23 protein-coding genes, 3 tRNA genes and 1 pseudogene are annotated in these 22,462 nt (G+C 50.2%); 14 read left to right on the top strand and 13 right to left on the bottom strand.

The genetic code is table 11. The features are described 5' to 3' along the window. The first annotated feature begins 192 nt into the window (after positions 1–192). Positions 193–828 (top strand): multidrug efflux system transcriptional repressor MtrR, encoded by a 636-nt coding sequence (locus HMPREF3052_RS01780; RefSeq protein ID WP_070748113.1) that lies wholly within the window; start codon positions 193–195, stop codon positions 826–828. A gap of 65 nt (positions 829–893) precedes the next feature. On the opposite strand, the gene ettA is transcribed toward HMPREF3052_RS01780, so the two are convergent. After that, complete coding sequence (gene ettA, locus HMPREF3052_RS01775) at positions 894–2,570, bottom strand: energy-dependent translational throttle protein EttA (protein WP_070748111.1); 1,677 nt, start codon at positions 2,568–2,570, stop codon at positions 894–896. A gap of 340 nt (positions 2,571–2,910) precedes the next feature. Between ettA and HMPREF3052_RS01770 the strand changes: the two genes are divergently transcribed. The 3 genes from HMPREF3052_RS01770 (at position 2,911) to pgmB (ending at position 7,274) form a co-directional block, all read left to right on the top strand. Beyond that, the gene (locus HMPREF3052_RS01770; protein WP_070748109.1) at positions 2,911–4,263 is read left to right on the top strand and encodes an SLC45 family MFS transporter; all 1,353 of its coding nucleotides are present in this window, start codon (positions 2,911–2,913) and stop codon (positions 4,261–4,263) included. Positions 4,264–4,337: 74 nt separating this feature from the next. Next, positions 4,338–6,596, top strand: coding sequence for a glycoside hydrolase family 65 protein (locus HMPREF3052_RS01765; RefSeq protein WP_070748107.1), 2,259 nt, complete (start codon positions 4,338–4,340; stop codon positions 6,594–6,596). 12 nt (positions 6,597–6,608) lie between these two features. After that, the gene (gene pgmB, locus HMPREF3052_RS01760) at positions 6,609–7,274 is read left to right on the top strand and encodes a beta-phosphoglucomutase (RefSeq protein WP_070748105.1); all 666 of its coding nucleotides are present in this window, start codon (positions 6,609–6,611) and stop codon (positions 7,272–7,274) included. A gap of 237 nt (positions 7,275–7,511) precedes the next feature. Here pgmB and HMPREF3052_RS01755 read toward each other — a convergent pair whose 3' ends face one another. The 4 genes and pseudogenes from HMPREF3052_RS01755 to HMPREF3052_RS01740 all read right to left on the bottom strand — a co-directional run bounded on the left by HMPREF3052_RS01755 (position 7,512) and on the right by HMPREF3052_RS01740 (position 10,300). Beyond that, complete coding sequence (locus HMPREF3052_RS01755) at positions 7,512–7,934, bottom strand: hypothetical protein (protein ID WP_070748104.1); 423 nt, start codon at positions 7,932–7,934, stop codon at positions 7,512–7,514. Positions 7,935–7,995: 61 nt separating this feature from the next. Continuing rightward, positions 7,996–8,188 (bottom strand): annotated as a pseudogene (locus HMPREF3052_RS01750) (UvrB/UvrC motif-containing protein); the annotation flags it as partial. A gap of 11 nt (positions 8,189–8,199) precedes the next feature. Continuing rightward, the gene (murI, locus tag HMPREF3052_RS01745; RefSeq protein ID WP_049331752.1) at positions 8,200–9,009 is read right to left on the bottom strand and encodes a glutamate racemase; all 810 of its coding nucleotides are present in this window, start codon (positions 9,007–9,009) and stop codon (positions 8,200–8,202) included. Between the two features lie 61 nt (positions 9,010–9,070). Next, positions 9,071–10,300 (bottom strand): multidrug effflux MFS transporter, encoded by a 1,230-nt coding sequence (locus tag HMPREF3052_RS01740; RefSeq protein ID WP_070748100.1) that lies wholly within the window; start codon positions 10,298–10,300, stop codon positions 9,071–9,073. 242 nt (positions 10,301–10,542) lie between these two features. Here HMPREF3052_RS01740 and HMPREF3052_RS01735 point away from each other — a divergent pair, with 242 nt between their 5' ends. Beyond that, positions 10,543–12,072 (top strand): helicase HerA-like domain-containing protein, encoded by a 1,530-nt coding sequence (locus HMPREF3052_RS01735; protein WP_070748098.1) that lies wholly within the window; start codon positions 10,543–10,545, stop codon positions 12,070–12,072. A 68-nt stretch (positions 12,073–12,140) separates the two neighbouring features. On the opposite strand, the gene HMPREF3052_RS01730 is transcribed toward HMPREF3052_RS01735, so the two are convergent. From HMPREF3052_RS01730 to HMPREF3052_RS01720, 3 genes are all read right to left on the bottom strand, one after another. Beyond that, positions 12,141–13,496: a PFL family protein gene (locus HMPREF3052_RS01730; RefSeq protein WP_070748096.1), complete on the bottom strand. Its 1,356-nt coding sequence runs from the start codon at positions 13,494–13,496 to the stop codon at positions 12,141–12,143. 15 nt (positions 13,497–13,511) lie between these two features. Continuing rightward, on the bottom strand, positions 13,512–13,784 hold the full coding sequence (locus HMPREF3052_RS01725; protein WP_019270481.1) for an ACT domain-containing protein: 273 nt from the start codon (positions 13,782–13,784) through the stop codon (positions 13,512–13,514). A 107-nt stretch (positions 13,785–13,891) separates the two neighbouring features. After that, positions 13,892–15,037 carry a polyamine ABC transporter substrate-binding protein gene (locus HMPREF3052_RS01720; protein ID WP_070748094.1) on the bottom strand — a complete coding sequence of 382 codons (1,146 nt, stop codon included), beginning with the start codon at positions 15,035–15,037 and terminating at the stop codon, positions 13,892–13,894. A 328-nt stretch (positions 15,038–15,365) separates the two neighbouring features. Here HMPREF3052_RS01720 and HMPREF3052_RS01710 point away from each other — a divergent pair, with 328 nt between their 5' ends. Beyond that, on the top strand, positions 15,366–15,902 hold the full coding sequence (locus HMPREF3052_RS01710; protein ID WP_004520487.1) for an RNA pyrophosphohydrolase: 537 nt from the start codon (positions 15,366–15,368) through the stop codon (positions 15,900–15,902). A 68-nt stretch (positions 15,903–15,970) separates the two neighbouring features. Then, positions 15,971–17,956 carry a DNA topoisomerase IV subunit B gene (gene parE, locus HMPREF3052_RS01705; RefSeq protein WP_070748092.1) on the top strand — a complete coding sequence of 662 codons (1,986 nt, stop codon included), beginning with the start codon at positions 15,971–15,973 and terminating at the stop codon, positions 17,954–17,956. Positions 17,957–18,152: 196 nt separating this feature from the next. Here parE and HMPREF3052_RS01700 read toward each other — a convergent pair. The 4 genes from HMPREF3052_RS01700 to HMPREF3052_RS01685 form a co-directional block, all read right to left on the bottom strand. After that, a tRNA-Asp gene (locus HMPREF3052_RS01700) sits at positions 18,153–18,229 on the bottom strand. A gap of 32 nt (positions 18,230–18,261) precedes the next feature. Then, positions 18,262–18,337 (bottom strand) — tRNA-Val (locus HMPREF3052_RS01695). 125 nt (positions 18,338–18,462) lie between these two features. Beyond that, positions 18,463–19,056, bottom strand: coding sequence for a GTP cyclohydrolase II (ribA, locus tag HMPREF3052_RS01690; protein WP_003685106.1), 594 nt, complete (start codon positions 19,054–19,056; stop codon positions 18,463–18,465). Further along, complete coding sequence (locus tag HMPREF3052_RS01685) at positions 19,049–19,714, bottom strand: hypothetical protein (protein WP_070748090.1); 666 nt, start codon at positions 19,712–19,714, stop codon at positions 19,049–19,051. The genes ribA and HMPREF3052_RS01685 overlap by 8 nt, the downstream gene beginning before the upstream one ends. Before the next feature lie 161 nt (positions 19,715–19,875). On the opposite strand from HMPREF3052_RS01685, the gene HMPREF3052_RS01680 reads away from it, so the two are divergent. From HMPREF3052_RS01680 to HMPREF3052_RS01650, 7 genes are all read left to right on the top strand, one after another. Beyond that, positions 19,876–19,960, top strand: a tRNA-Leu gene (locus HMPREF3052_RS01680). A gap of 262 nt (positions 19,961–20,222) precedes the next feature. Beyond that, entirely contained in the window at positions 20,223–20,597 is a 375-nt protein-coding gene (locus HMPREF3052_RS01675; RefSeq protein ID WP_070748088.1) for a hypothetical protein, read from the top strand. Positions 20,598–20,681: 84 nt separating this feature from the next. Further along, entirely contained in the window at positions 20,682–20,915 is a 234-nt protein-coding gene (locus HMPREF3052_RS01670) for a hypothetical protein (protein ID WP_070748086.1), read from the top strand. Beyond that, positions 20,908–21,396: a hypothetical protein gene (locus HMPREF3052_RS01665; protein WP_070748084.1), complete on the top strand. Its 489-nt coding sequence runs from the start codon at positions 20,908–20,910 to the stop codon at positions 21,394–21,396. The genes HMPREF3052_RS01670 and HMPREF3052_RS01665 overlap by 8 nt, the downstream gene beginning before the upstream one ends. Next, positions 21,389–21,595, top strand: a complete 207-nt coding sequence (locus tag HMPREF3052_RS01660) for a helix-turn-helix domain-containing protein (protein WP_070748083.1) — start codon at positions 21,389–21,391, stop codon at positions 21,593–21,595. Before HMPREF3052_RS01665 ends, HMPREF3052_RS01660 begins: the two co-directional genes overlap by 8 nt. A 97-nt stretch (positions 21,596–21,692) precedes the next feature. Continuing rightward, complete coding sequence (locus HMPREF3052_RS01655; protein WP_070748081.1) at positions 21,693–21,896, top strand: hypothetical protein; 204 nt, start codon at positions 21,693–21,695, stop codon at positions 21,894–21,896. Positions 21,897–21,941: 45 nt separating this feature from the next. Next, on the top strand, positions 21,942–22,175 hold the full coding sequence (locus HMPREF3052_RS01650) for a hypothetical protein (RefSeq protein WP_070748079.1): 234 nt from the start codon (positions 21,942–21,944) through the stop codon (positions 22,173–22,175). Between the two features lie 51 nt (positions 22,176–22,226). Here HMPREF3052_RS01650 and HMPREF3052_RS11885 read toward each other — a convergent pair. Then, positions 22,227–22,462 (bottom strand): Rz1-like lysis system protein LysC (locus HMPREF3052_RS11885; RefSeq protein WP_141756590.1); only part of this gene is annotated, 236 nt, incomplete at its 5' end.

The following is a 22,462-nucleotide window of genomic DNA, read 5'->3' as shown; positions in this document are numbered from 1 at the left end:
CTAATTAAAAATTGATTACTTTAATCTCATATTTCACAAGCAGAAATTGCCTGTTTTCATGAAAAACAGGCTGATTATATAGTGTTGAGAAACACTATCAAGTACTAAATTGAATTATACATACATTCTTGCATGTTCAGAAGTAATTTTTTATAATCCGAACCATAAATTTACATTTCCTACAAAAAAACCATGAGAAGAACCAAAACCGAAGCCTTAAAAACCAAAGAATATCTCATGCTTGCCGCATTAGATACGTTTTATCAGAAAGGCATTGCCCGCACTTCGCTCAACGAAATCGCCCAAGCTGCAGGCGTAACGCGCGGCGCACTGTATTGGCATTTCAAAAACAAAGAAGATTTGTTTGACGCTTTGTTCCAACGGATTTGCGACGACATCGAAAGTTGCATAAAGGAGGATTCAAACAACAATAACGAACAGGCTTGGTCAAGCTTCCGACTGACCCTGACCCGTTTTTTCGAGCGACTGCAACACAACGAGCTTCACTATAAATTCCACAGCATTTTGTTTTTAAAATGCGAACACACCGAGCAAAATGAGGCAGTCATTGCCATCGCTAAAAAACACCAATCACTATGGCGTGAAAAAATCATTGCCGTCCTGACTGATGCGGTACAACAAAAAGCGTTGGCGGATAATTTGGATACCGATATGGCAGTCATCTTCATCAAGTCTTCATTAGACGGCTTGATTTGGCGCTGGCTTTCTTCAGGTCAAGGTTTCGATTTGGCGCAAACCGCCCCCCGCATGATTGAAATCATCATTGATACATTGGAAAACCATCCGCAATTAAGAAAACAATCATAAACATCAAAAATAAAAGGCCGTCTGAAACTTTTAATGTTTCAGACGGCCTTTTGGTTCAAACCTAATTAACGTGTTACCGGTTTGTAACGGATACGTTTCGGTTTCGCGCCCTCTTCGCCCAAACGGCGTTTCTTATCGGCCTCGTATTCCTGATAGTTGCCGTCGAAGAACACCCATTTCGAATCGCCTTCGCACGCCAGAATATGCGTGGCGATGCGGTCGAGGAACCAGCGGTCGTGCGAAATCACCATCACGCTGCCGGCAAATTCCAGCAATGCATCTTCCAGCGCGCGCAGGGTCTCCACGTCGAGGTCGTTGGACGGTTCGTCCAGCAGCAACACATTGCCGCCGCTCAACAAGGTTTTTGCCAAGTGCAAACGTCCGCGTTCGCCGCCTGACAATTGACCTGCGATTTTGCTTTGGTCGCTGCCTTTAAAGTTGAAGCGTCCCAAATATTGGCGGGCAGGGATTTCAAACTGTCCGACCTGCAAAATATCGCGGCCTTCAGCGATGTTGTCGAACACGGTTTTGTCGTTTTGCAAACCTTCGCGGCTTTGGTCGATCAGGCTCATTTTCACGGTTTGGCCGATTTTCACTTCGCCGGAATCAGGCTGCTCTTTGCCCGCAATCATTTTAAACAACGTCGATTTACCCGCGCCGTTCGGGCCGATGATGCCGACAATCGCGCCAGCAGGCACTTTAAAGCTTAAATCGTCAATCAGCACTTTATCGCCAAACGACTTGGAAGCATTCACAAACTCAATTACTTCATTACCCAAACGCTCGGCAACAGGGATAAAGATTTCCTGAGTTTCGTTGCGTTTTTGGTATTCGTAGTTGCTCATTTCCTCGAAACGCGCCAGACGCGCTTTGGACTTGGCTTGACGGCCCTTGGCATTTTGGCGTACCCATTCCAACTCCTGCTTCATCGCTTTCACGCGCGCAGCTTCAGACTTCGCCTCGTTTTCCAAGCGTTTTTCTTTCTGCTCCAGCCAAGACGAGTAATTGCCTTTCCACGGGATACCGTGTCCGCGGTCGAGTTCCAAAATCCATTCGGCAGCATTGTCGAGGAAATAGCGGTCGTGCGTTACCGCAACGACTGTGCCGGGGAAGCGCACCAAGAATTGCTCCAGCCATTCGACAGATTCCGCGTCCAAGTGGTTGGTCGGCTCGTCAAGCAAAAGCATATCGGGCTTGCTCAACAAGAGTTTGCACAAAGCCACACGGCGTTTTTCACCGCCGGACAAATTGCCGATTTTGGCATCCCAATCAGGCAGACGCAGCGCGTCGGCAGCAATTTCTAATTCATGCTCTGCACCGCCGCCCGTGGACGAACCCGCCGCAATAATCGCTTCCAGACGGCCTTGTTCTTCCGCCAACGCGTCAAAATCCGCATCAGGATTGGCATACTCGGCATACACTTCTTCCAAGCGTTTCTGCGCGGCAGCCACTTCGCCCAAACCGCTTTCCACTTCCTCGCGTACGGTTTTTTCAGGATCAAGCTCAGGCTCTTGCGGCAGGTAACCGATTTTAATGCCGCCCATCGGCACGGCTTCGCCCTCAAATTCTTTATCCACGCCCGCCATAATCCGCAGCACGGTGGACTTACCCGCGCCGTTCAAACCGAGCAAACCGATTTTTGCGCCGGGGAAGAAGGAAAGGGAAATATCTTTAATGATGGTTTTCTGCGGCGGCACAACCTTGCTCACACGCAGCATGGAATAGACGTATTGTTGGGACATAGTATTCTCAATTCGGTCAAACAAATTTCAGACGGCCCATTTTAACCTATTGCCCCAATACTTGCTTGTTCAAATGCCGTCTGAAAATAGAAATAAGCATCAAAATATACACCGAGCCGAACCGATACCCTCATTGCCCGACGGTATCAATGCCAAACCGCAGAAAATTTGATTTAAGCCAGTTTATCCTTGAACTGGCATTGCCAATATCCGGCGCGCTTCATAAAATGCACCTATATCCTTGAAAGCACGCACACAAACAATAACGACAGAGAACACCACACCAAGGAACATTTCAGATTTCTCAATAAAAATACTTTTTAAAAAAAGGATTTACCTCATGTCGGAACATACGCAAAAAACAGCAAAACAAGGTTTGCCGTCACTGGCAAAAAGTACGATTTGGATGCTGAGCTTCGGCTATCTCGGCGTTCAGACGGCCTTTACCCTGCAAAGCTCACAAATGAGCCGCATCTTCCAGACACTCGGCGCCGACCCGCACAGCCTCGGCTGGTTCTTTATCCTGCCGCCGTTGGCGGGGATGCTGGTGCAGCCGATTGTCGGCCATTACTCCGACCGCACTTGGAATCCGCGCCTGGGCGGCCGCCGTCTGCCGTATCTGCTTTACGGTACGCTGATTGCGGTTATCGTCATGATTCTGATGCCGAACTCCGGCAGCTTCGGTTTTGGCTACGCTTCTTTGGCGGCTTTGTCGTTTGGCGCGCTGATGATTGCGCTGTTGGACGTGTCCTCCAATATGGCAATGCAGCCGTTTAAGATGATGGTCGGCGACATGGTCAACGAGGAGCAGAAAAGCTACGCCTACGGGATTCAGAGCTTCTTGGCGAATACGGGTGCGGTTGTGGCAGCGATTCTGCCATTTGTGTTCGCGTATATCGGCTTGGAAAACACGGCGGAAAAAGGCGTCGTGCCGCAGACCGTGGTCGTGGCATTCTATGTGGGCGCGGCGTTGCTGATTATTACCAGTGCGTTCACCATCTTCAAAGTCAAAGAGTATGATCCGGAAACCTACGCTCGCTACCACGGCATCGACGTAACCGCAAATCAGGAAAAAGCCAACTGGTTCGAACTCTTAAAAACTGCACCTAAAGCGTTTTGGACAGTCACTTTGGTGCAATTCTTCTGCTGGTTCGCTTTCCAATATATGTGGACTTACTCGGCAGGCGCGATTGCAGAAAACGTTTGGCAGACAACCGATGCCTCTTCCGTAGGCTATCAGGAAGCGGGCAACTGGTACGGCGTTTTGGCGGCGGTACAATCCATTGCTGCCGTTATCTGCTCGTTTATTCTGGCAAAAGTACCGAATCAATACCATAAAGTCGGTTATTTCGGTTGTCTGGCTCTGGGCGCGCTCGGTTTCTTCTCTATCTTCTTCATCCACAATCAATATGCATTGATCCTGTCTTATACCTTAATCGGCATCGCGTGGGCAGGTATCATTACCTATCCTTTGACGATTGTAACCAATGCCCTCTCCGGCAAACACATGGGTACTTATTTGGGTCTGTTTAATGGCTCTATCTGTATGCCTCAAATCGTCGCCTCCCTGCTGAGCTTTATCCTCTTCCCTATGCTGGGCAGCCATCAGGCAACCATGTTCTTGGTTGCAGGTGCGGTCTTGCTGCTGGGAGCCTTCTCAGTATGTCTGATTAAAGAGACCCACGGCGAATAATCCATCCATACCATCGGCAAAGGCCGTCTGAAACCTTTGCCGAACTTACGATTTTAATAACAGGAGCTTCATAAATGTATACAAGAATCATGGAAGTCAGCCCTTGGACGCTGCGTTCGGCAAAACTGGAAAAAGAACACAAACGGCTGCAAGAGAGCCTGACCAGCTTGGGCAACGGCTATATGGGTATGCGCGGCAGCTTTGAGGAAACCTACTCTGCCGACAGCCACTTGGGCACCTACATCGCCGGCGTGTGGTTCCCCGACAAAACCCGCGTCGGCTGGTGGAAAAACGGCTACCCCAAATATTTCGGCAAAGCTATCAACGCGCTCAATTTCAGCAAAGTCAAAATCTTTGTCGACGGGCAGGAAGTGGATTTGGCGAAAAACGACGTTGCCGGCTTCTCCGTCGAACTCGATATGCAGCACGGCGTGTTGCGCCGCTCGTTCACCGTATTCGGCGTGCGTTTCGATGTGTGCAAATTCCTGTCTGTCGCGCAAAAAGAACTGGCGGTTATCCGCTGGGAAGCCGTATCCGTCGACGGCAAAACCCACCAAGTCCGCATCGATTCCATCATCGACGCCGACGTGAAAAACGAAGACTCCAACTACGAAGAAAAATTCTGGCAGGTATTGGACAAAGGCGTTTCAGACGACCGCTCCTACATTGCCACCCAAACCGTCGCCAATCCTTTCGGCGTGGAACAATTCATCGTCAACGCCGAGCAAACCTTCGCCGGCAGCTTCAAAGCCCTCGGCGGCAGCCAAACCGACTGGCAGGTCTCCAATTCTTTTGAAGCCGAAGTCGGCAGTACGCCCGAAACCTTTGAAAAACGCGTGATTGTTACCACCAGTCGCGATTATCAGGGCTTGGAAGCAGTGAAAGCCGCCGGCCGCGCCTTGTCGGAAAAAATTGCAGGCGTTGCGTTTGAAACCTTGCTGGACGCGCACAAAGCAGGCTGGCTGCACCGTTGGGAAATCGCCGACGTGGTTATCGAAGGCAGCGACGAAGCGCAGCAGGGCATCCGCTTCAACCTGTTCCAACTGTTCTCCACCTACTACGGCGAAGACGCGCGTCTGAACATCGGCCCCAAAGGCTTTACCGGCGAAAAATACGGCGGCGCGACCTATTGGGACACCGAAGCCTACGCCGTGCCGCTTTACCTCGCACTGGCTGAACCCGAAGTTACCCGCAACCTGCTGCAATACCGCCGCAACCAACTGCCGCAGGCGCAACACAACGCGCGCGAACAGGGCTTGGCGGGCGCACTCTATCCGATGGTGACGTTTACGGGCATCGAGTGCCACAACGAATGGGAAATCACCTTTGAGGAAATCCACCGCAACGGTGCGATTCCTTACGCCATCTACAACTACACCAACTACACCGGCGACGAAAGCTATCTTGCCAAAGAAGGTTTGGAAGTCTTGGTCGAAGTGTCCCGCTTCTGGGCGGACCGCGTCCACTTTTCCAAACGCAGCGGCAAATACATGATTCACGGCGTAACCGGCCCGAACGAATACGAAAACAACATCAACAACAACTGGTACACCAACACCCTCGCCGCATGGGTATTGGACTACACCCGCGAAGCCTTGGCGAAATACCCGCGCCCCGATTTGAACGTGAGTGCCGACGAGCTGGAAAAATGGGCGGACATCAGCGCGAATATGTACCGTCCGCATGACGGAGAACTCGGCGTATTCGTGCAGCACGACGGCTTCCTCGACAAAGACATCCGCCCCGTGTCCGCGCTTTCGCCCGACGATTTGCCGCTCAACCAGAAATGGTCGTGGGACAAAATCCTGCGTTCGCCCTTCATCAAACAGGCGGACGTGTTGCAAGGTATCTACTTCTTCGGCGACCGTTTCAACATGGACGAAAAACGCCGCAACTTCGACTTCTACGAACCGATGACCGTGCATGAAAGCTCGTTGTCGCCGTGTATCCACGCCATCCTTGCCGCCGAACTGGGCAAAGAAGAAAAAGCCGTGGAAATGTACCAGCGCACCGCCCGCCTGGACTTGGACAACTACAATAACGACACCGAAGACGGCCTACACATCACCTCCATGACCGGCTCGTGGCTCGCCATCGTCCAAGGTTTCGCCCAAATGAAAACCTGGGGCGGCAAACTCAGTTTCGCACCGTTCCTGCCGAGTGCGTGGACAGGCTATGCCTTCCACATCAACTACCGCGGCCGTCTGATTAAAGTCGCCGTCGGCAAAAAAAACGTCGTCTTCACCCTGCTCAAAGGCGAACCGCTCGATTTGCAGGTGTACGGCAAAGACATCACGCTCAACGGCAGCCACACTGTCGCGTTGGAAAAATAAGGAGGGCGCAAAATGACTTTTACCGCAGTCCTCTTTGACCTCGACGGCGTCATCACCGACACCGCCGAATATCACTACCGCGCATGGAAAAAGCTCGCCGAAGAACTGGGCATCAGCATCGACCGCAAGTTTAACGAGCAGCTCAAAGGCGTGTCGCGCGACGATTCGCTCAAACGCATCCTCGCACACGGCGGCAAAACCGTCGGCGAAGCCGAGTTCGCCGAACTGACCCGCCGCAAAAACGACAACTACGTCGAGATGATTCAGGCAGTCAAACCCGAAGACGTGTACCCCGGCATTTTGCCGCTGCTGGAAGCATTGAGGGCAAACGGCAAAAAAATCGCCCTCGCGTCCGCCAGTAAAAACGGCCCGTTCCTGCTGGAACGCATGGGGCTGACCCACTTCTTCGACGCCGTCGCCGACCCTGCCGCCGTCGCGCATTCCAAACCCGCCCCCGACATCTTCCTCGCCGCCGCCGAGGGCGTGGGCGCGGATATCCGCCAATGCATCGGCATCGAAGACGCCGCAGCAGGAGTAGCCGCCATCAAAGCCTCCGGCGCCTTACCCATCGGCGTGGGCAAAGCCGAAGACTTGGGCAGCGACATCGCGCTGGTCTCCGGCACCGCCGAGCTGACCTACGCCTACCTGCAAAACGTGTGGGCACAGTCGGGCAGGTAAAATACTAAGGAAGTAAAAAGGCCGTCTGAAAACTGGATTTCAGACGGCCTTTATTCTAAAAGTTTCCAGACGACGTTTGAGGTCTTCTGAAAGTTTGAAACAGTGGTGAGAACGACAGACAACGCGTGTGTGCGTACCGCACACACCCTACACCTCGGTTTTAAAGTTTGTGCCGCCGCAGGTAAGGTGTGTGGCACAGCCACGCACGCGGTTGGTGGAGATGCAGGCTACGGCTTGCTATTCTATTTTTCCATAATCTGATATTTGCAAATCATCATCTTCAATATCTGTTTTGTCTTCTGATAAATTAATATTACCAGATATCTCAACTCCTTTGACGGTCAGTGAATAGTTTTCAGAAAAAAACGGGTCTTCTTCACCAGATTCATGCAACCCCTTAACATCACCACAAATTTCAGCAGAAATTTCTAAATCAACGATAGCATGAACACTAATGCAATTATTTTCATCTGGTTCATCTATATTAATAGATACTATTTTAATAGTATCAAGCTCTTCATTTTGATAATAACCCCCATTTTGCGGACCCCAATCTTCCGTATAAATCTCAGGACATTCGGGTAATACTCTGGCAAAATCCTCATAAAGAATATTATGAATTTTATCTTTAATTAGAGATTCAATATCGTTTGTACACATAATTTCTCCTTTCTTTATAAAAAGTTAATTCTAGACTTAAAACATAAATAAATCAAGAAACTTAATCACTCCCAAATAATAATTCTTCCTTAATCCCCCCGTATCCTATCCCGCAATACAGCCGCCTCTTCAAACTGCAAATCCCTAGCCGCCTGCTGCATGGCTTTTTCCAGTTTGGCGATTTCTTTAATCGCGTCTTCTTCGTTGTGAATCTCGCCGACTTTAACCTTGTTTTTACCTTTCAGACGGCCTTTAATATTTCCAATCAACCCAACGTTACCATCTCAATCTGCTCCATACTTCTACCCAGGAAGCGTTCGCCGATGGTACGGAAACGCAGTGGGATGTCGCTGACGTAGAAGCGGTAATCCGGGTTGTCGTTTTCTGTATTCAGTAAACCTGCTTGCGCCAAGGCTTTGGCGGTGGCTTCGGCGGTGGTGATGGCGGAATCGACCAAGGTAACGTTTTGTGCTTCACGGCCGATAAGCGGTTTGAGCAGTGGGAAGTGGGTGCAACCCAACACCAGCGTGTCGATGTCGTCGGCCAAGAGCGGCTTCAGGTATTCGCGTACGGTCAGGCGGGTGACTTCGTGATCGAGCCAGCCCTCTTCCACCAATGGAACAAGCAGGGGCGCGGCTTGCGTGCGCACCAACGTATCGTTGTTTTTTGAATGAATGGCGCGCGCGTAGGCATTGCTGTTGACGGTAGTGTTGGTCGCGATAATGCCGATTCGGTTGTTTTTGGTGGTTTGCAAAGCGGCTTCAGCACCGGCGGAAATCACGTCTAATACGGGCATATTGCCTGCTTTTTGGCGGATTTTCTGTCCGGCAACGGCGGCGATGGTGTTACACGCAATGACAAGTGCTTTGACATCGTTTTCCAGCAGGAAATCGACAATCTGCATGGCGAAGGTTTCGATGGTGGCGCGGGATTTGGTGCCGTAGGGAACGCGTGCGGTATCGCCGAAATAGATGATGTTTTCCATCGGCAGGCGTTCCATCAGGGCGCGGACGTTGGTCAAGCCGCCGACACCGGAATCGAATACGCCGATGGGGCGTTGTTTGCTGGTACTCATGGTTAATTTCTTCAATATAGTGTTGAGGCCGTCTGAAACCGTTTTTCAGACGGCCTGAAGGTTAAACATATTCTTTTTTATCGTTTTCCACCCAAGCCTGATGCGAGCAAACCCACAACAGCACGATACCGCACACGGTCGAGCTCAACATCATACCGGCCATCACCAAGGCGGAACCATTATGTAGCCAAGTCGTTGCCATACCGACCGATGCGCCGATAAGGGATTGGAACACGCCCAAGACGGCATTTGCACTGCCGCCCTCTGCGCTGAAATAGCTCATAAAGCAGGCCTGAGTGTTCGCTCCGACCAAGCCTTGCGTACCGACTGAAAACATCACGCATGGTACCAAAGCCCACAAAGGCGGCAAAGACAGCGACAACACCAAAACCGTCATCAGCAGATTGGCGGTAAATTGGACGATAATGCCCCATTTGAGGATATTTTGCGGATGCGTACCGGTTTTCAAACGCCATGCGGTAACGCGGTTAAACGACATCATGGTAATGATATTAAGCGCAAATATCCAAGCATATTGGTTTGGTGAAACATGATACAGGTGTTGGTACACGAACGACGATTCGGTCAAAAAGGCAAACATCGAACCGAAACTGAAAGCTTGGAAAAACAGATAGCCCATTGCGGCGCGCGTTCTCAAAACACGTTTAAACCTGCCTGCCACCACGCCAAACACATCCATGCTGATTTTGCCTTTTTGATGCGGCTTGGGCAGGAAATACCACATCAAACCCCAAAGCAGCAGCGAATAGCAGGCCAGAAAGCCGAAAATCATGCGCCAGCCGCCCAAATTCTGCAAGCCTGCACCAATCATCGGCGCCATCAATGGCACAATCATCAGAATGATACCTATTAAGGCAAACATCTGCGCGGCTTTGCGTCCGGAATAATAATCGCGCACCAGCGCGCCGGAAATCACCACGGTCATCCCCGCGCCAAACGCCTGCACGGCACGCAAGTTCAACAGCTGCTCGACATTATTCACCATCGTCAAACCGACAACGGCGGCAAAGTAAATGCTCAAGCCCACCAAGGCGACAGGTTTGCGGCCTTTAATATCCGAAATCGAACCGCCGACCACCTGACCAAACGCCACGCCAAACATAAAAAAGCTCAGGCTTTGCTCAATGCGGTGGATGTCTGAACCCAGCGACTTCGCCATTTCGGGAATCGCAGGCAGATAAGCATCGACAGAAAACGGCATCAGCGCGACCAACATCGCCATCAGCACGGCCATGGTTTTTTCGCCCAAAGGGGCTTGTTGTGCAGTCATTCCGACTTTCGCTTTCGTAAAAAATATTCAAAAAACAAAGAAAACAACCGCCTTGTCAGACGGTTGCGGATTTGATGGAATTATAGCAGATTTCAACCTTGTCCAATCACTGCAAAAAAAACCTTTGCAAAACTTAAGGCCGTCTGAAACTTTGCTTGGTTGAACCCCCTCGCCGCAAACGTTAAAATGCTTGTTTTTTAAGACAACAAATTGTTTCACATCACGGATTCTAAGGAATAATCATGACTACATTTCAAATTGCTCGTGCTGACGGGAAAACGCTCGAAATCCAAGGCAAAATGGCGAACCGCCACGGCTTGATCGCCGGTGCGACCGGTACGGGTAAAACCGTTACCCTGCGCCGCATGGCGGAAGCCTTCAGCAGCGAAGGTGTCCCTGTATTCTTGGTCGATGTCAAAGGCGATTTGTCAGGCATCACGCAAGCCGGTGCCAACAGCGGCAAAGTGGGCGAACGCATCGCCGAGTTTGATTTGGGTGAACAATGGCTGCAAAATTTCCCCGTGCGCTTTTGGGATGTTTACGGCGAAACCGGTATTCCCGTACGCGTCACCGTTTCAGAAATGGGTCCTATGCTTTTGGCACGCCTGATGAATCTGAACGACACGCAAGAAGGCCTGCTCAACCTCGTGTTCAAAGTTGCAGACGACAGAGGCTGGCACATTCTGGACTTGAAAGACCTGCGCAGCATGTTGAAACACGTTTCCGACCACGCTTCGGAATACCGCTCGCAATACGGCAACGTTTCTGCCGCCAGTATCGGCGCGATTCAACGCCAACTGCTGACTTTGGAAAACGAAGGTGCAGAAAAATTCTTCGGCGAACCTTCCCTCAACCTGCAAGACTCGATGCAAACCGACAACGGCAAAGGCATCATCAACATCCTTAACTCCGAAAAACTGATGCGCTCGCCGCGTATGTACAGCGCGTTTTTGCTGTGGATGCTGGCAGAATTGTTTGAAACCCTGCCCGAAGTCGGCGATTTGGACAAACCAAAATTCGTGATGTTCTTCGACGAAGCGCATTTGATGTTCGACAATGCCGCCAATGCGTTGGTCGAACAAATCGAACAAGTCGTGCGCCTGATCCGTTCCAAAGGCGTGGGCGTATATTTCGTCACCCAAAACCCGCTTGACTTGCCCGATACCATCCTCGGCCAACTGGGTAACCGTGTACAACATGCCCTGCGCGCCTTTACACCGCGCGACCAAAAAGCAGTCAAAGCTGCTGCCGAAACCTTCCGCAGCAACCCAAACATCAAAGTTGCCGAAGCGATTGCCGAACTCGGCGTCGGCGAAGCCCTCGTTTCCTTCCTTGATGAAAAAGGTATGCCCGAGCCGGTAGAACGTGCCCTCATCCTGCCGCCGCAATCCGCCCTGACCCCGCTTGCCGCAGAAGAGCGCAACCGTTTGTTCCAAAACGATGATTTGTATCCAACCTATAAAGACATGGTGGACAACTACTCTGCTTTTGAAGCACTGGCTGAAGCAGACAGCCAAGCAGCTGCTGAAAAAGAAGCCGCAAATGCCGCCAAAGAGCAGGAAAAAGCGCAAAAAGCCGCAGAAAAAGAAGCTGCCAATGCCGATCCCGGCATCCTCGGCGGACTAATCGGCGGCTTGAGCGGCGGACGTAAAAAATCCGGCCAAGGTTTGGGCTACAACGTTGCCGACGCCATCGGCAGCCAAATCAACCGCCAAGTAACCAACGCCATTTCCCGCAGCGTAATGGGCATTATTAAAAATATGTTTAAATAATCAGCCTGCGAACATAAAAGGCCGTCTGAAAATCAATTTCAGACGGCCTTTTATGTTCGTCAATCCAATCAGTTTTTCATCGATTGAACCGGAGCCGGGATTCTACCGCCTCGATTGACGAATACTTCGCACGAACCTTCTTTAACCGGCATTACAGGCGCGTAGCCTAACAGGCCGCCAAACTCAACGCTGTCGCCGACGGTTTTGCCGGTTACCGGAATAATGCGCACGGCGGTGGTTTTGCTGTTGATCATGCCGATGGCGGCTTCGTCGGCGATGATGCCGGAAATGGTATGAGCAGGCGTATCGCCGGGGACGGCAATCATGTCCAAACCAACGGAGCAGACGGCTGTCATGGCTTCGAGTTTGTCCAGTGTCAGCACACCGGCTTCGGCAGCGGCAATCATACCTTCGTCTTCGGAAACGGGAATAAACGCGCCGCTCAAGCCACCGACCGCGCTGGAAGCCATCATACCGCCTTTTTTCACAGCATCATTCAGCAATGCCAAAGCCGCTGTCGTGCCGTGCGTACCGCAGACGCTCAAACCCATTTCTTCAAGAATGCGTGCCACTGAATCGCCGACTGCAGGGGTTGGCGCCAATGACAAGTCGAGAATACCAAACGGGATATTCAGCATTTTTGAGGCTTCGCGGCCGATGAGTTCGCCCACGCGGGTGATTTTGAAAGCTGTTTTCTTCACTACTTCCGCAACTTCGGTCAATGTCGTTGCATCTGAATTTTCCAACGCGGCTTTTACGACACCCGGGCCGGATACGCCAACATTGATAACGGCATCCGCTTCGCCCGAACCATGAAACGCGCCCGCCATAAACGGGTTGTCTTCCACTGCATTACAGAACACAACAATTTTGGCGCAGCCGAAACCTTCGGGCGTGATTTCGGCCGTGAGTTTGATGGTTTCGCCTGCCAGCTTGACCGCATCCATATTGATACCGGCGCGCGTGCTGCCGATATTGATGGAGCTGCACACGATATCGGTAGCCTTCATCGCTTCGGGAATGGAACGGATCAGCACTTCGTCCGAAGGCGACATGCCTTTTTGCACCAGCGCAGAAAAGCCGCCAATAAAAGATACGCCTATCGCTTTGGCAGCTTTATCCAAAGTTTGCGCCACGCTGACATAGGAATCGGCATGGGTGGCCGCGGCGATTTGGGCAATCGGCGTAACGGAAATGCGCTGATTCACAATCGGTACGCCGTATTTGGCAGACAGATATTTTGCCGTCGCCACCAAGTCTTTGCCGACTGTGGTGATTTTATTGTAAATGTTTTGGTTCAACACATTGATATCGCTGCTGATGCAGTCGTGCAAATCAATGCCGATGGTAATGGTGCGCACGTCAAAATTCTGGTCAGCCACCATTTTGACGGTTTCTAAAATCTCGCCGGATTGAATACTCATGGCTCTCCCTCCGACTTAAATACGGTGCATGGCTTGGAAAATTTCTTCGTTTTGCATACGGATATCGAGCGCGAGTTTTTTGCTCTCTTCCGCAAACAAATCCAGCATTTCCTGCCGCGATTTGGGGCATTTCGAGGTATCCACCAAGATAATCATGGTGAAGAAATCGTCCATCAGCTGCTGGCTGATATTAAGGATGTTGATTTGGTTTTCTGCGAGAATGCCGGAAACGTCGTACACGATGCCGACACGGTCTTTGCCGATGACGGTGATGACTGAATTGTTCATAACGCTGTTTCTCCTCATAGGATATTTGAAAAGTGTTGACAATTATAACACTCAGGCCGTCTGAAAAACTGTTTCAGACGGCCTGAGTATTCAAATTTCAATTTTAATTATCGCCCTGCTTTCAAACCCTGCCACAAGCGAACGCTGAGTTTGCTCGCATCGGTTGACTTAGGCGAAACGATGAAACTTTTTTCCATCAATTCTTTATTCGGGAAAATCGATGCATCGGATGTGTACTTTTCATCCATCAAATCACGCGCCGGACGGCTAGCCGGAGCATAAGTCACATAGTTGCCGTTTTTGGCCGCTGTTTCCGGATTGAGCGTGTGGTTGATGTATTTGTGGGCATTGGCCACATTTTGCGCATCACGCGGAATCATCAGCGAATCCACCCAAATACCGACGCCGCTTTTCGGCGCCAACACTTCGACTTCGACGCCGTTTCCGGCTTCTTTGGCACGGGTTTTGGCAATATTGAGGTCGCCGCCGTAGCCTACCGATACGCAAAGATTACCGGCAGCCATATCGTCGATATAGCCGGACGAGGTAAAGCGTTTGATGTCGGGGCGCACTTTTTTCATCATATCGACAGCTGCTTTGATGTCGTCAGGGTTTTCGCTGTTCGGGTCTTTGCCCAAATAATGCAAAGCCAAAGGAATCTGCTCGATGGCACTGTCGAAATAGCTGATGCCGCAGGATTTCAATTTTTGGGTGTATTCAGGATTAAACACCAAATCCCATTCATTTTCAGGCAACTTGTCCGTACCCAAAGCCTTTTGAACCTGCTGTTTGTTAATCGCCAGCGTATTGATGCCCCAGAAATAAGGCACGGCATATTCGTTGCCCGGATCGACGGTTTCCATCATTTTCAACAAATCAGGATCAATATTGGCGTAATCGGGAATTTGCGATTTGTCGATTTTTTGATACGCGCCGGCTTTAATCTGACGGCCGACATTGGCAATAGACGGCGCAACCAGGTCATAACCCGACTTGCCGGTCAGCAGCTTGGCTTCCAGCGCTTCGTTGCTGTCGTAGTAATCGTAGCGGACATTGATATGCGTATTTTTTTCAAACGCAGACAGCGTGGCTGGATCGACATAATCCGACCAGTTGTAGATATTGAGTTTATCCGTTTGAGAGGAAGAAGTTTGAGTTTGAGATGCGGAAGATTCTGCGGCGGTTTCTTTTCCACCGCTACACGCAGTCAAGACGAGGCTCACGATTGCCGCCGCCATCAAAGATTTTTTCATGGTTTCAGACCTTTTGTTCGGGGGGTAAAAATATTGCAGCGGTGGCAGATGCCACTTACAAAAGGGAAACTGTGGGGGCGGCCGGCATGTGTCCTTTGCCCTTGATTCAGCAAGGTTTGCATTAAACGGCAAAAAGCTTTTGAATGCAAGACCTTAAAGCGGAAAAAAATTTCATTTTTCAGACGGCCTGAAGCTATGGTTTTATTCATAAACAACATTTTTTCAGAAACGGTTTCATGCCGTCTGGAAAAAACTGTGGGCTTATTCAGACGGCCTCAAGATTTGTCAAAACCGCCCAATTTGTGGGAAAATTGCACGATTGAATTTAATGAAGGGCGACACCGTGTTAGACAGAGAAGGCTATCGCCCCAATGTCGGTATTATCCTGATTAACGAGCGTAACGAAGTCTTTTGGGGCAAACGCGTACGCGAACATTCATGGCAGTTTCCGCAAGGCGGCATCAAGCCGGGCGAAAGTCCTGAGACCGCCATGTACCGCGAATTGTACGAAGAAGTCGGCCTGTTGCCGCAACACATCAAAATCGTTGGCCGTACGCGCGACTGGTTGCGTTATGACGTGCCCAGCCACTGGGTGCGCCGTGAATGGCGCGGTTCGTATCGCGGACAAAAACAGATTTGGTATCTTTTGCGCTTGGTCGGCCGCGACAGCGACGTCAACCTCCGCGCCTGCCATCATCCTGAATTTGACGGCTGGCGCTGGCACCAATACTGGGCGCCGGTTGACGAAGTCATCGACTTCAAGCGCGGCGTGTATTTGGACGCATTGACCGAACTCTCCCGTTTTTTGCGCGGCATAGAAAGCTATGAAGACTTTATCCGTCGCAATCCAATAGAAAACCTATAACCCAAACGCTTTCAGGCCGTCTGAAAGCGTTGTTTTTCATCTTTTCAGACGGCCTTTACATTATTCCTATGGCTAAAAACAATCAATACAGCGAATCCAGCATTACCGTCCTCAAAGGCTTGGAGCCGGTCAAAGAACGTCCCGGCATGTACACCCGTACCGACAGCCCGACCCATATCTGTCAGGAAGTGATTGATAACGCGGCGGACGAGGCGTTGGGCGGTTTCGCCACTGAAATCGACGTGCGCATCCACGACGACGGTTCGCTTTCCGTGTGCGACAACGGACGCGGCATTCCCGTCGGGCTGCACCCTGTCGAAGGTGTGCCCGTGGTCGAACTCGTGTTTACCCGTCTGCACGCGGGCGGCAAGTTCAACAAAAAAGACGGCGGCAGCGCGTATGCCTTTTCAGGCGGCCTGCATGGCGTGGGCGTGTCCGTGACCAACGCCCTCTCTACCCGCCTCGAAGTAACCGTCAAACGCGAAGGCAAAATCCACCGCATCGTGTTTGCCGGCGGCGATGTGGTCAAGCCGTTGGCAGAAGTGGGCAAATGCGCCGTCAAAGACAGCGGCACCGAAGTGCGCGTTTGGCCGGACGGCAAATATTTTGAAAGCCCGAATTACAGCATCCCCGAACTCGAACGCCTGCTGCGCGCCAAAGCCGTGCTGCTGCCGGGCGTGCGCGTTTCCCTGACCCGCCCGGTCAAAGGCGAGGACGAAGCACACACCCAAACCTGGCACTATCCAGACGGTCTGAAAAGCTATCTGACCGACCTGATTGCCGACGCGCAAGAAGCCGTGCCGCTGTTCTCTTGCGAAAACTATATTTCAGACGACCACAACAGCGATTTCAGCATCGGCGAAGGCGCAGCGTTTGCCCTGACCTGGCTGGAAGAAGGTTCGTGCGCCAACGAAAGCTACGTCAACCTCATCCCCACCCCGCTGGGCGGCACGCACGAAGCAGGCTTGAAACAAGCCGTGTTCAACGCCGTCAACAACTTCATCAACCTGCACAACCTCCTACCGCGCGGCGTGAAAGTACAAAGCGACGACGTGTTCAACAAAACCGCCTTCGTCCTCTCCGCCCGCGTCCTCGACCCGCAGTTCCAAGGTCAGACCAAAGACAAACTGACCAACCGCGACGCGCTGAAACTCGTCGCCGCCGTATCGGGCGACCCTTTGGAATTGTGGCTAAACCAAAACGTGGACTTCGGCAAAAAAATCGCCGAACTCGCCATCCGCCAAGCACAAGCGCGGATGCGTTCGGTTAAAAAAATCGAAAAGAAAAAAGGCAGCGGCGTTGCCGTCCTGCCCGGCAAACTGACCGACTGCGAAAGCGAAGACATCCGTGAAAACGAACTCTTCCTCGTCGAAGGCGATTCCGCCGGCGGCTCCGCCAAACTCGCCCGCGACAAAGCCACACAAGCCATCCTGCCCCTGCGCGGCAAAGTGCTCAACAGCTTCGAAGTCCACCCCGACCAACTCTTCGGCAACGCCGAAATCCACGACATTTCCGTCGCCATCGGCGTTGATCCGCACGGCATCAACGACAATCCCGATTTAAGTGGCCTGCGCTACGGCAAAATCGCCATCCTATCTGATGCCGACGTGGACGGCTCGCATATTCAAGTTTTGCTGCTGACCCTGTTCTACCGCCACTTCCCGAAACTGGTCGCCGACGGACACATTTACGTCGCACAGCCGCCGCTGTTCCGCGTCGATGTCAACGCACAAGGCAAAAGCAAACCTGCCCGCAAATTCTATGCCCTCGACCAAAACGAACTCGACAGCATTTTGGAGCGGCTGCAAAAAGAAGGCGTCAAAGAAACCGCCTATTCCATCAGCCGTTTCAAAGGCTTGGGCGAGATGAACCCCGACCAGCTCAAAGACACCACCATGCACCCCGACACCCGCCGCCTGTTGCAGGTACAAATCCCCGAAGGCGCGGATGACGAAACACGCGACATCTTCGTCAAACTGATGGGCAAAGGCGAAGCCGCTGCCCGCCGCGCATGGATGGAAAAAGAAGGTGATACGGCAGAATTGGATATTTAATCTATTGTTTCAATAGACTAAAGGCCGTCTGAAACTTTAAAAGTTTCAGACGGCCTTTTTTTAAAATCATCAGAAATTAAGGTTAAACAGTATTTAACTTTCAATATCCTGTTACTTACCTGTTTCTATTTTTGCCACTTAATTGTATCTTTAAGACAAATAAAGAGCACTGATATAATCAGTGCTTTTTAAATAATGGCGCGGCGGACGGGGCTCGAACCCGCGACCCCCGGCGTGACAGGCCGGTACTCTAACCAACTGAGCTACCACCGCGCATCCACTGTCAAAGACAATGAAAGGAAACTTGGTGGGTGATGACGGAGTCGAACCGCCGACATTCTGCTTGTAAGGCAGACGCTCTACCAACTGAGCTAATCACCCGATAAGCCGACATTAAATCAAAAAATCAGACCACGCGCAAGGTTTTTATTTAAATAAAAATATATCCCATTGAAAGAATATAGAATATTTTATTTAGCCACAAAAATTACCGTTATGCCTATCCATCAATCAAAAATCAAATGTCCCAATTTATCCGCTTTAGTATGCAGATAACGCTCATTTTCCACATTTTCGCCGACATGTAATGCAATCCGTTCGACCACATTGATGCCGGAATCTTTCAACGTTTGGATTTTTTCAGGATTATTGGTCAACAATCTGACTTCACGAATATGCAGATAATCATAAATCTGTTTAGCCAAAGTAAAGTCGCGCGCATCAACAGGAAGGCCGAGCGCTACATTGGCCTCAACCGTATCCAAGCCCTGATCTTGCAGACGATAAGCACGGATTTTGTTTATCAAACCAATGCCCCTGCCTTCTTGACGCAAATATACGATAACGCCACGCCCTTCTTTTTGAACGGCCTGCATCGCCGCTTGTAACTGAGGGCCGCAATCACATTTCACCGAAAATAAAGCATCGCCGGTCAAGCACTCGGAATGAATACGCGATAACACAGGCAGGCCGTCTGAAACATCGCCCATCGTCAATGCGACATGCTCCTGACCGCCCTCTTCTTCAAAGCCGTGCATGGTAAATTCACCCCATTCCGTAGGCAAACGGCATGACGCGACAAACTTCAAGGCATTACTCATTTTCCGCTTCCTCGTTTTCAGCCACACCCAACAGATTTTTCAAAGAATCCGACAGAGCCAAGGCAAGGGCAATCCAAGCCACCAATACTTCGTCAGGCGCACCGTCTTTAACATCAAACTCAGCATACACTACACCCAAAACCGCACCGCTGGGCATACAGACAGGAACAGAAATCTGACTCAAGCCGGGATGATTGCGTTCGTCCGACAGCTCACCAATTTCCTGCCAATACGCCACATTCTGACAAACATTCATCCAACCGCTTTGCGCCGTACGCACAGCCAAAAAAGCCTGTCCGGTCTGCTCGTCGATTGGAATCACATTTTCCAACGGCACACCCCAACGGCTCAGTCGAACCAGCGACAACGCGCCATCTTTCGGAAATGCTGTATAAACCGCTGCGCTTTTCAAATGCTCAGTGCGCTCGGCAACCGAATCCAAAGCCATAAAAATCTGTTTCAGCAACAATTCATGTTCGGCATCAACATAATCCGCCAACTGCCAACCGTCTTCAGACGGCCACAAAATCGAACGCTCAACCGAAGCATTGCCCATTTTAATCACAGCCTGGGTAGTCAAATAAGCAACATGTATCTCATCCGCAGGCAACTTCAAAGCTTGCGTCTGCAAAAAATCTTTAATCAATAAAGCAGGCATCTGCCCTTCCTCACCAATAGTAAAGTTGAGGCCGTCTGAAAACAAACCCTGCTTTCAGACGGCCGGAATAAACCATTATATAAGGGATAAACCGAAAAATTCAAGCAAACAAGACTTTGCGCCTCCATTAATCTTGTGTATAATCCACGATTCAAATTAGTGCGGACGTGGCGAAATTGGTAGACGCACCAGATTTAGGTTCTGGCGCCGCAAGGTGTGAGAGTTCGAGTCTCTCCGTCCGCACCATTAATAATAAATAAATCAAGAACTTATAATACATTGGGACAATTTAGGGACAAAATACACAGGCCATCTGCTTTAAGTAGATGGCTTTTTTATTAGGCTTAAAAATTTAAAACTATATAAATCATAGACTTGCAAAAATGTTCAAAAAACCTCTTGCATTACCGCTAAAACAGCGGTAATATACACACATGGACAGACAGCAAGGTCTGCCACCCTACCAAATCAGGGAGCGATTTGGACTAACCGAGTAAAGGATTAAAAAATGAAAGCCATCGAATTAGCAATCTACACCCCTGAGGGACAAATTAAAGTTGATACCGGTGTTTACAAAACTGATATTGACAAAAGATTGTCATTGGGCAAATTAGTAGAGCAAGCAAAAAATAAAGTGATAGGTATCGGAGTTTGTGCGGATTATGGGTCTATTAAGTATAAGGGTCATTATTGCCAAATAGCAGGATTTCGCATTGTTGATATTAACAACGAACGCCCCGGTAGTGTATGGGTTCGAAGGTTAGAAATATTGACAGGCTTTATACCTGTTGAAACAAAGAGTGTAGCTAGATTAAAAGAACGGTTTGCGCGGGGGGATTTTCCCGACTATAAATTTAGCGATGCGCTTGCAGCAAAAATTTAACACTGGTGATACAGTACCGCCCGAAATGGCGGTTTACCCATACCGCCGGGGAGCGGCGGTAACTTATCATTTTGGAGTAAAAAAATGAAAGCTACATTGATTATTGAGAAACGCGGTGAAGGTTATATTTACGATCTTTTTTCAGTCCGCGCCACCAAGCGCGGTGTGAGATGCGGACTGACGCCACTAGAGGCGGCCACCGAAACCAGCCGCATACTTACCCAACTCAGACACGAGGGAGCATCAACAGTTGCCCCGCCTGAAGTGTTGGAGCTTATCCCAGCCCATCTGCGCGACTTTGAGGGCGAGAATGCCTAAATATGACTGGGATAAAATAGACTGGCGGCTGTCTAATCATGAGATAGCCGCTATTTTGCAATGCAGCTATGATACCGTAGCCAGCAAACGCTACCGGCTAAAAGTAGGCAAGGCAACCAAGCCAAAAACCCGCAGCGATAAAGGCATTAGCCGCACCACTTATCTACCGCCAAAAGAGCAGCAGCGACGGGCGGTAGAAGCCGCAAAAGCCAGCCCAAAGGCAGGGCGGGGAGAAACAAACTGCCATGCAAAACGCTGGAGGTTGACAGACCCATACGGCAAACAATACGAGTTTTCAAACTTGCACCACTTTATAAGATGTAACAACAACTTATTTACCAGAAAAGATGTTGTTTGGAAGCGCACCGGCAGCAACGGCGGCGGGGAGTATTGCAATGCCAGTGCAGGACTACAAAATGTTGTTGCTGGAAAATCGCCCGCGTGGAAAGGTTGGGAAATCGAGGAAATAACCAATGATTGACGATCCCGAATTTGGCTATACGCCAAACAATCTGAAAGCATTGCGCCGAAGATATGGGCTGACACAACAAGCAGCCGCCGATTTATTAGATGTGAAAATATCAGGATTCCAACGCTGGGAGGCCGATATAAATCTCAAAAGCCATACAGACATGCCGTTAAAAAAATGGTTTGAGCTTTTACAAAAACTAACAAAATAAATATTGCACTACCGCTAAAATAGCGGTAATATACGCACATGAATTCAGTGCAACCGCGCAAACCGCGCCTCGGGTAATCAGGGGTAAGGAAATTAAAATGGAAATTATCAAAACTGGTTCATATCATCTTGAAAAACTGTCAGGAAACACTTATAAAGTTTACCGCCATCAATATGCAATCGGCACTTTGACAGAATATGGCGAAGTTGAACTTACTGACGAAATCATCAAGGGTTATGAGAAAAAGCCTCATAGCGGATACTGGGTTTCAGAAATTGAAAAAATCATTAAAAACAGATAAAAGATAAGCCGCCAAATATGGCGGCTTTTTTGAAAGGAAAAATGAATGCCTCATCAGAATAGAAACTGGCAACGCCGCTGGACAGTTGATTTTGAAACGCAAACGGCGAGCCATGAAGATGGCTGGATTTTTGAATTTACAAAAGTCTCAGACGGCGTGTTTGACGGTCGGCTAGTTGCTCAGCCCAAAAACCTCACATTAGAGCAAATCAAAAACGCACCCCGAATTGCCAAAGAAGCTGGCGAAGCATGGGAACGCGCCCGAAGAAATCGACAATAGGGAATTTCATAATTGGAAGAAAAGGCCGCCTGATTTTAGACGGCCTTTGCTTTATTTAAGCGTATCTGATAACGCCTTATGCCGCGCCTTGCAGTCGTTGTACAACCCAATGACTTGCAACGACCACGGCAGAATATCCGCGCCTGTTCCGCCCTCAAGTTTAGGCAGGTTTGGGCATGGTTGCACAAGGTCAGCAGGCGGTTTAATTGCCGTCGGCAATGGCGGCATTGATGACTGACACGCCGTCAGAATCAACACAGACGTTACGATAGACAGGCTTCTCGACA

The organism is Neisseria sp. HMSC056A03 (assembly GCF_001815685.1).
Classification (GTDB): domain Bacteria; phylum Pseudomonadota; class Gammaproteobacteria; order Burkholderiales; family Neisseriaceae; genus Neisseria; species Neisseria subflava.
This window is presented reverse-complemented; position numbering and strand designations above follow the sequence as displayed.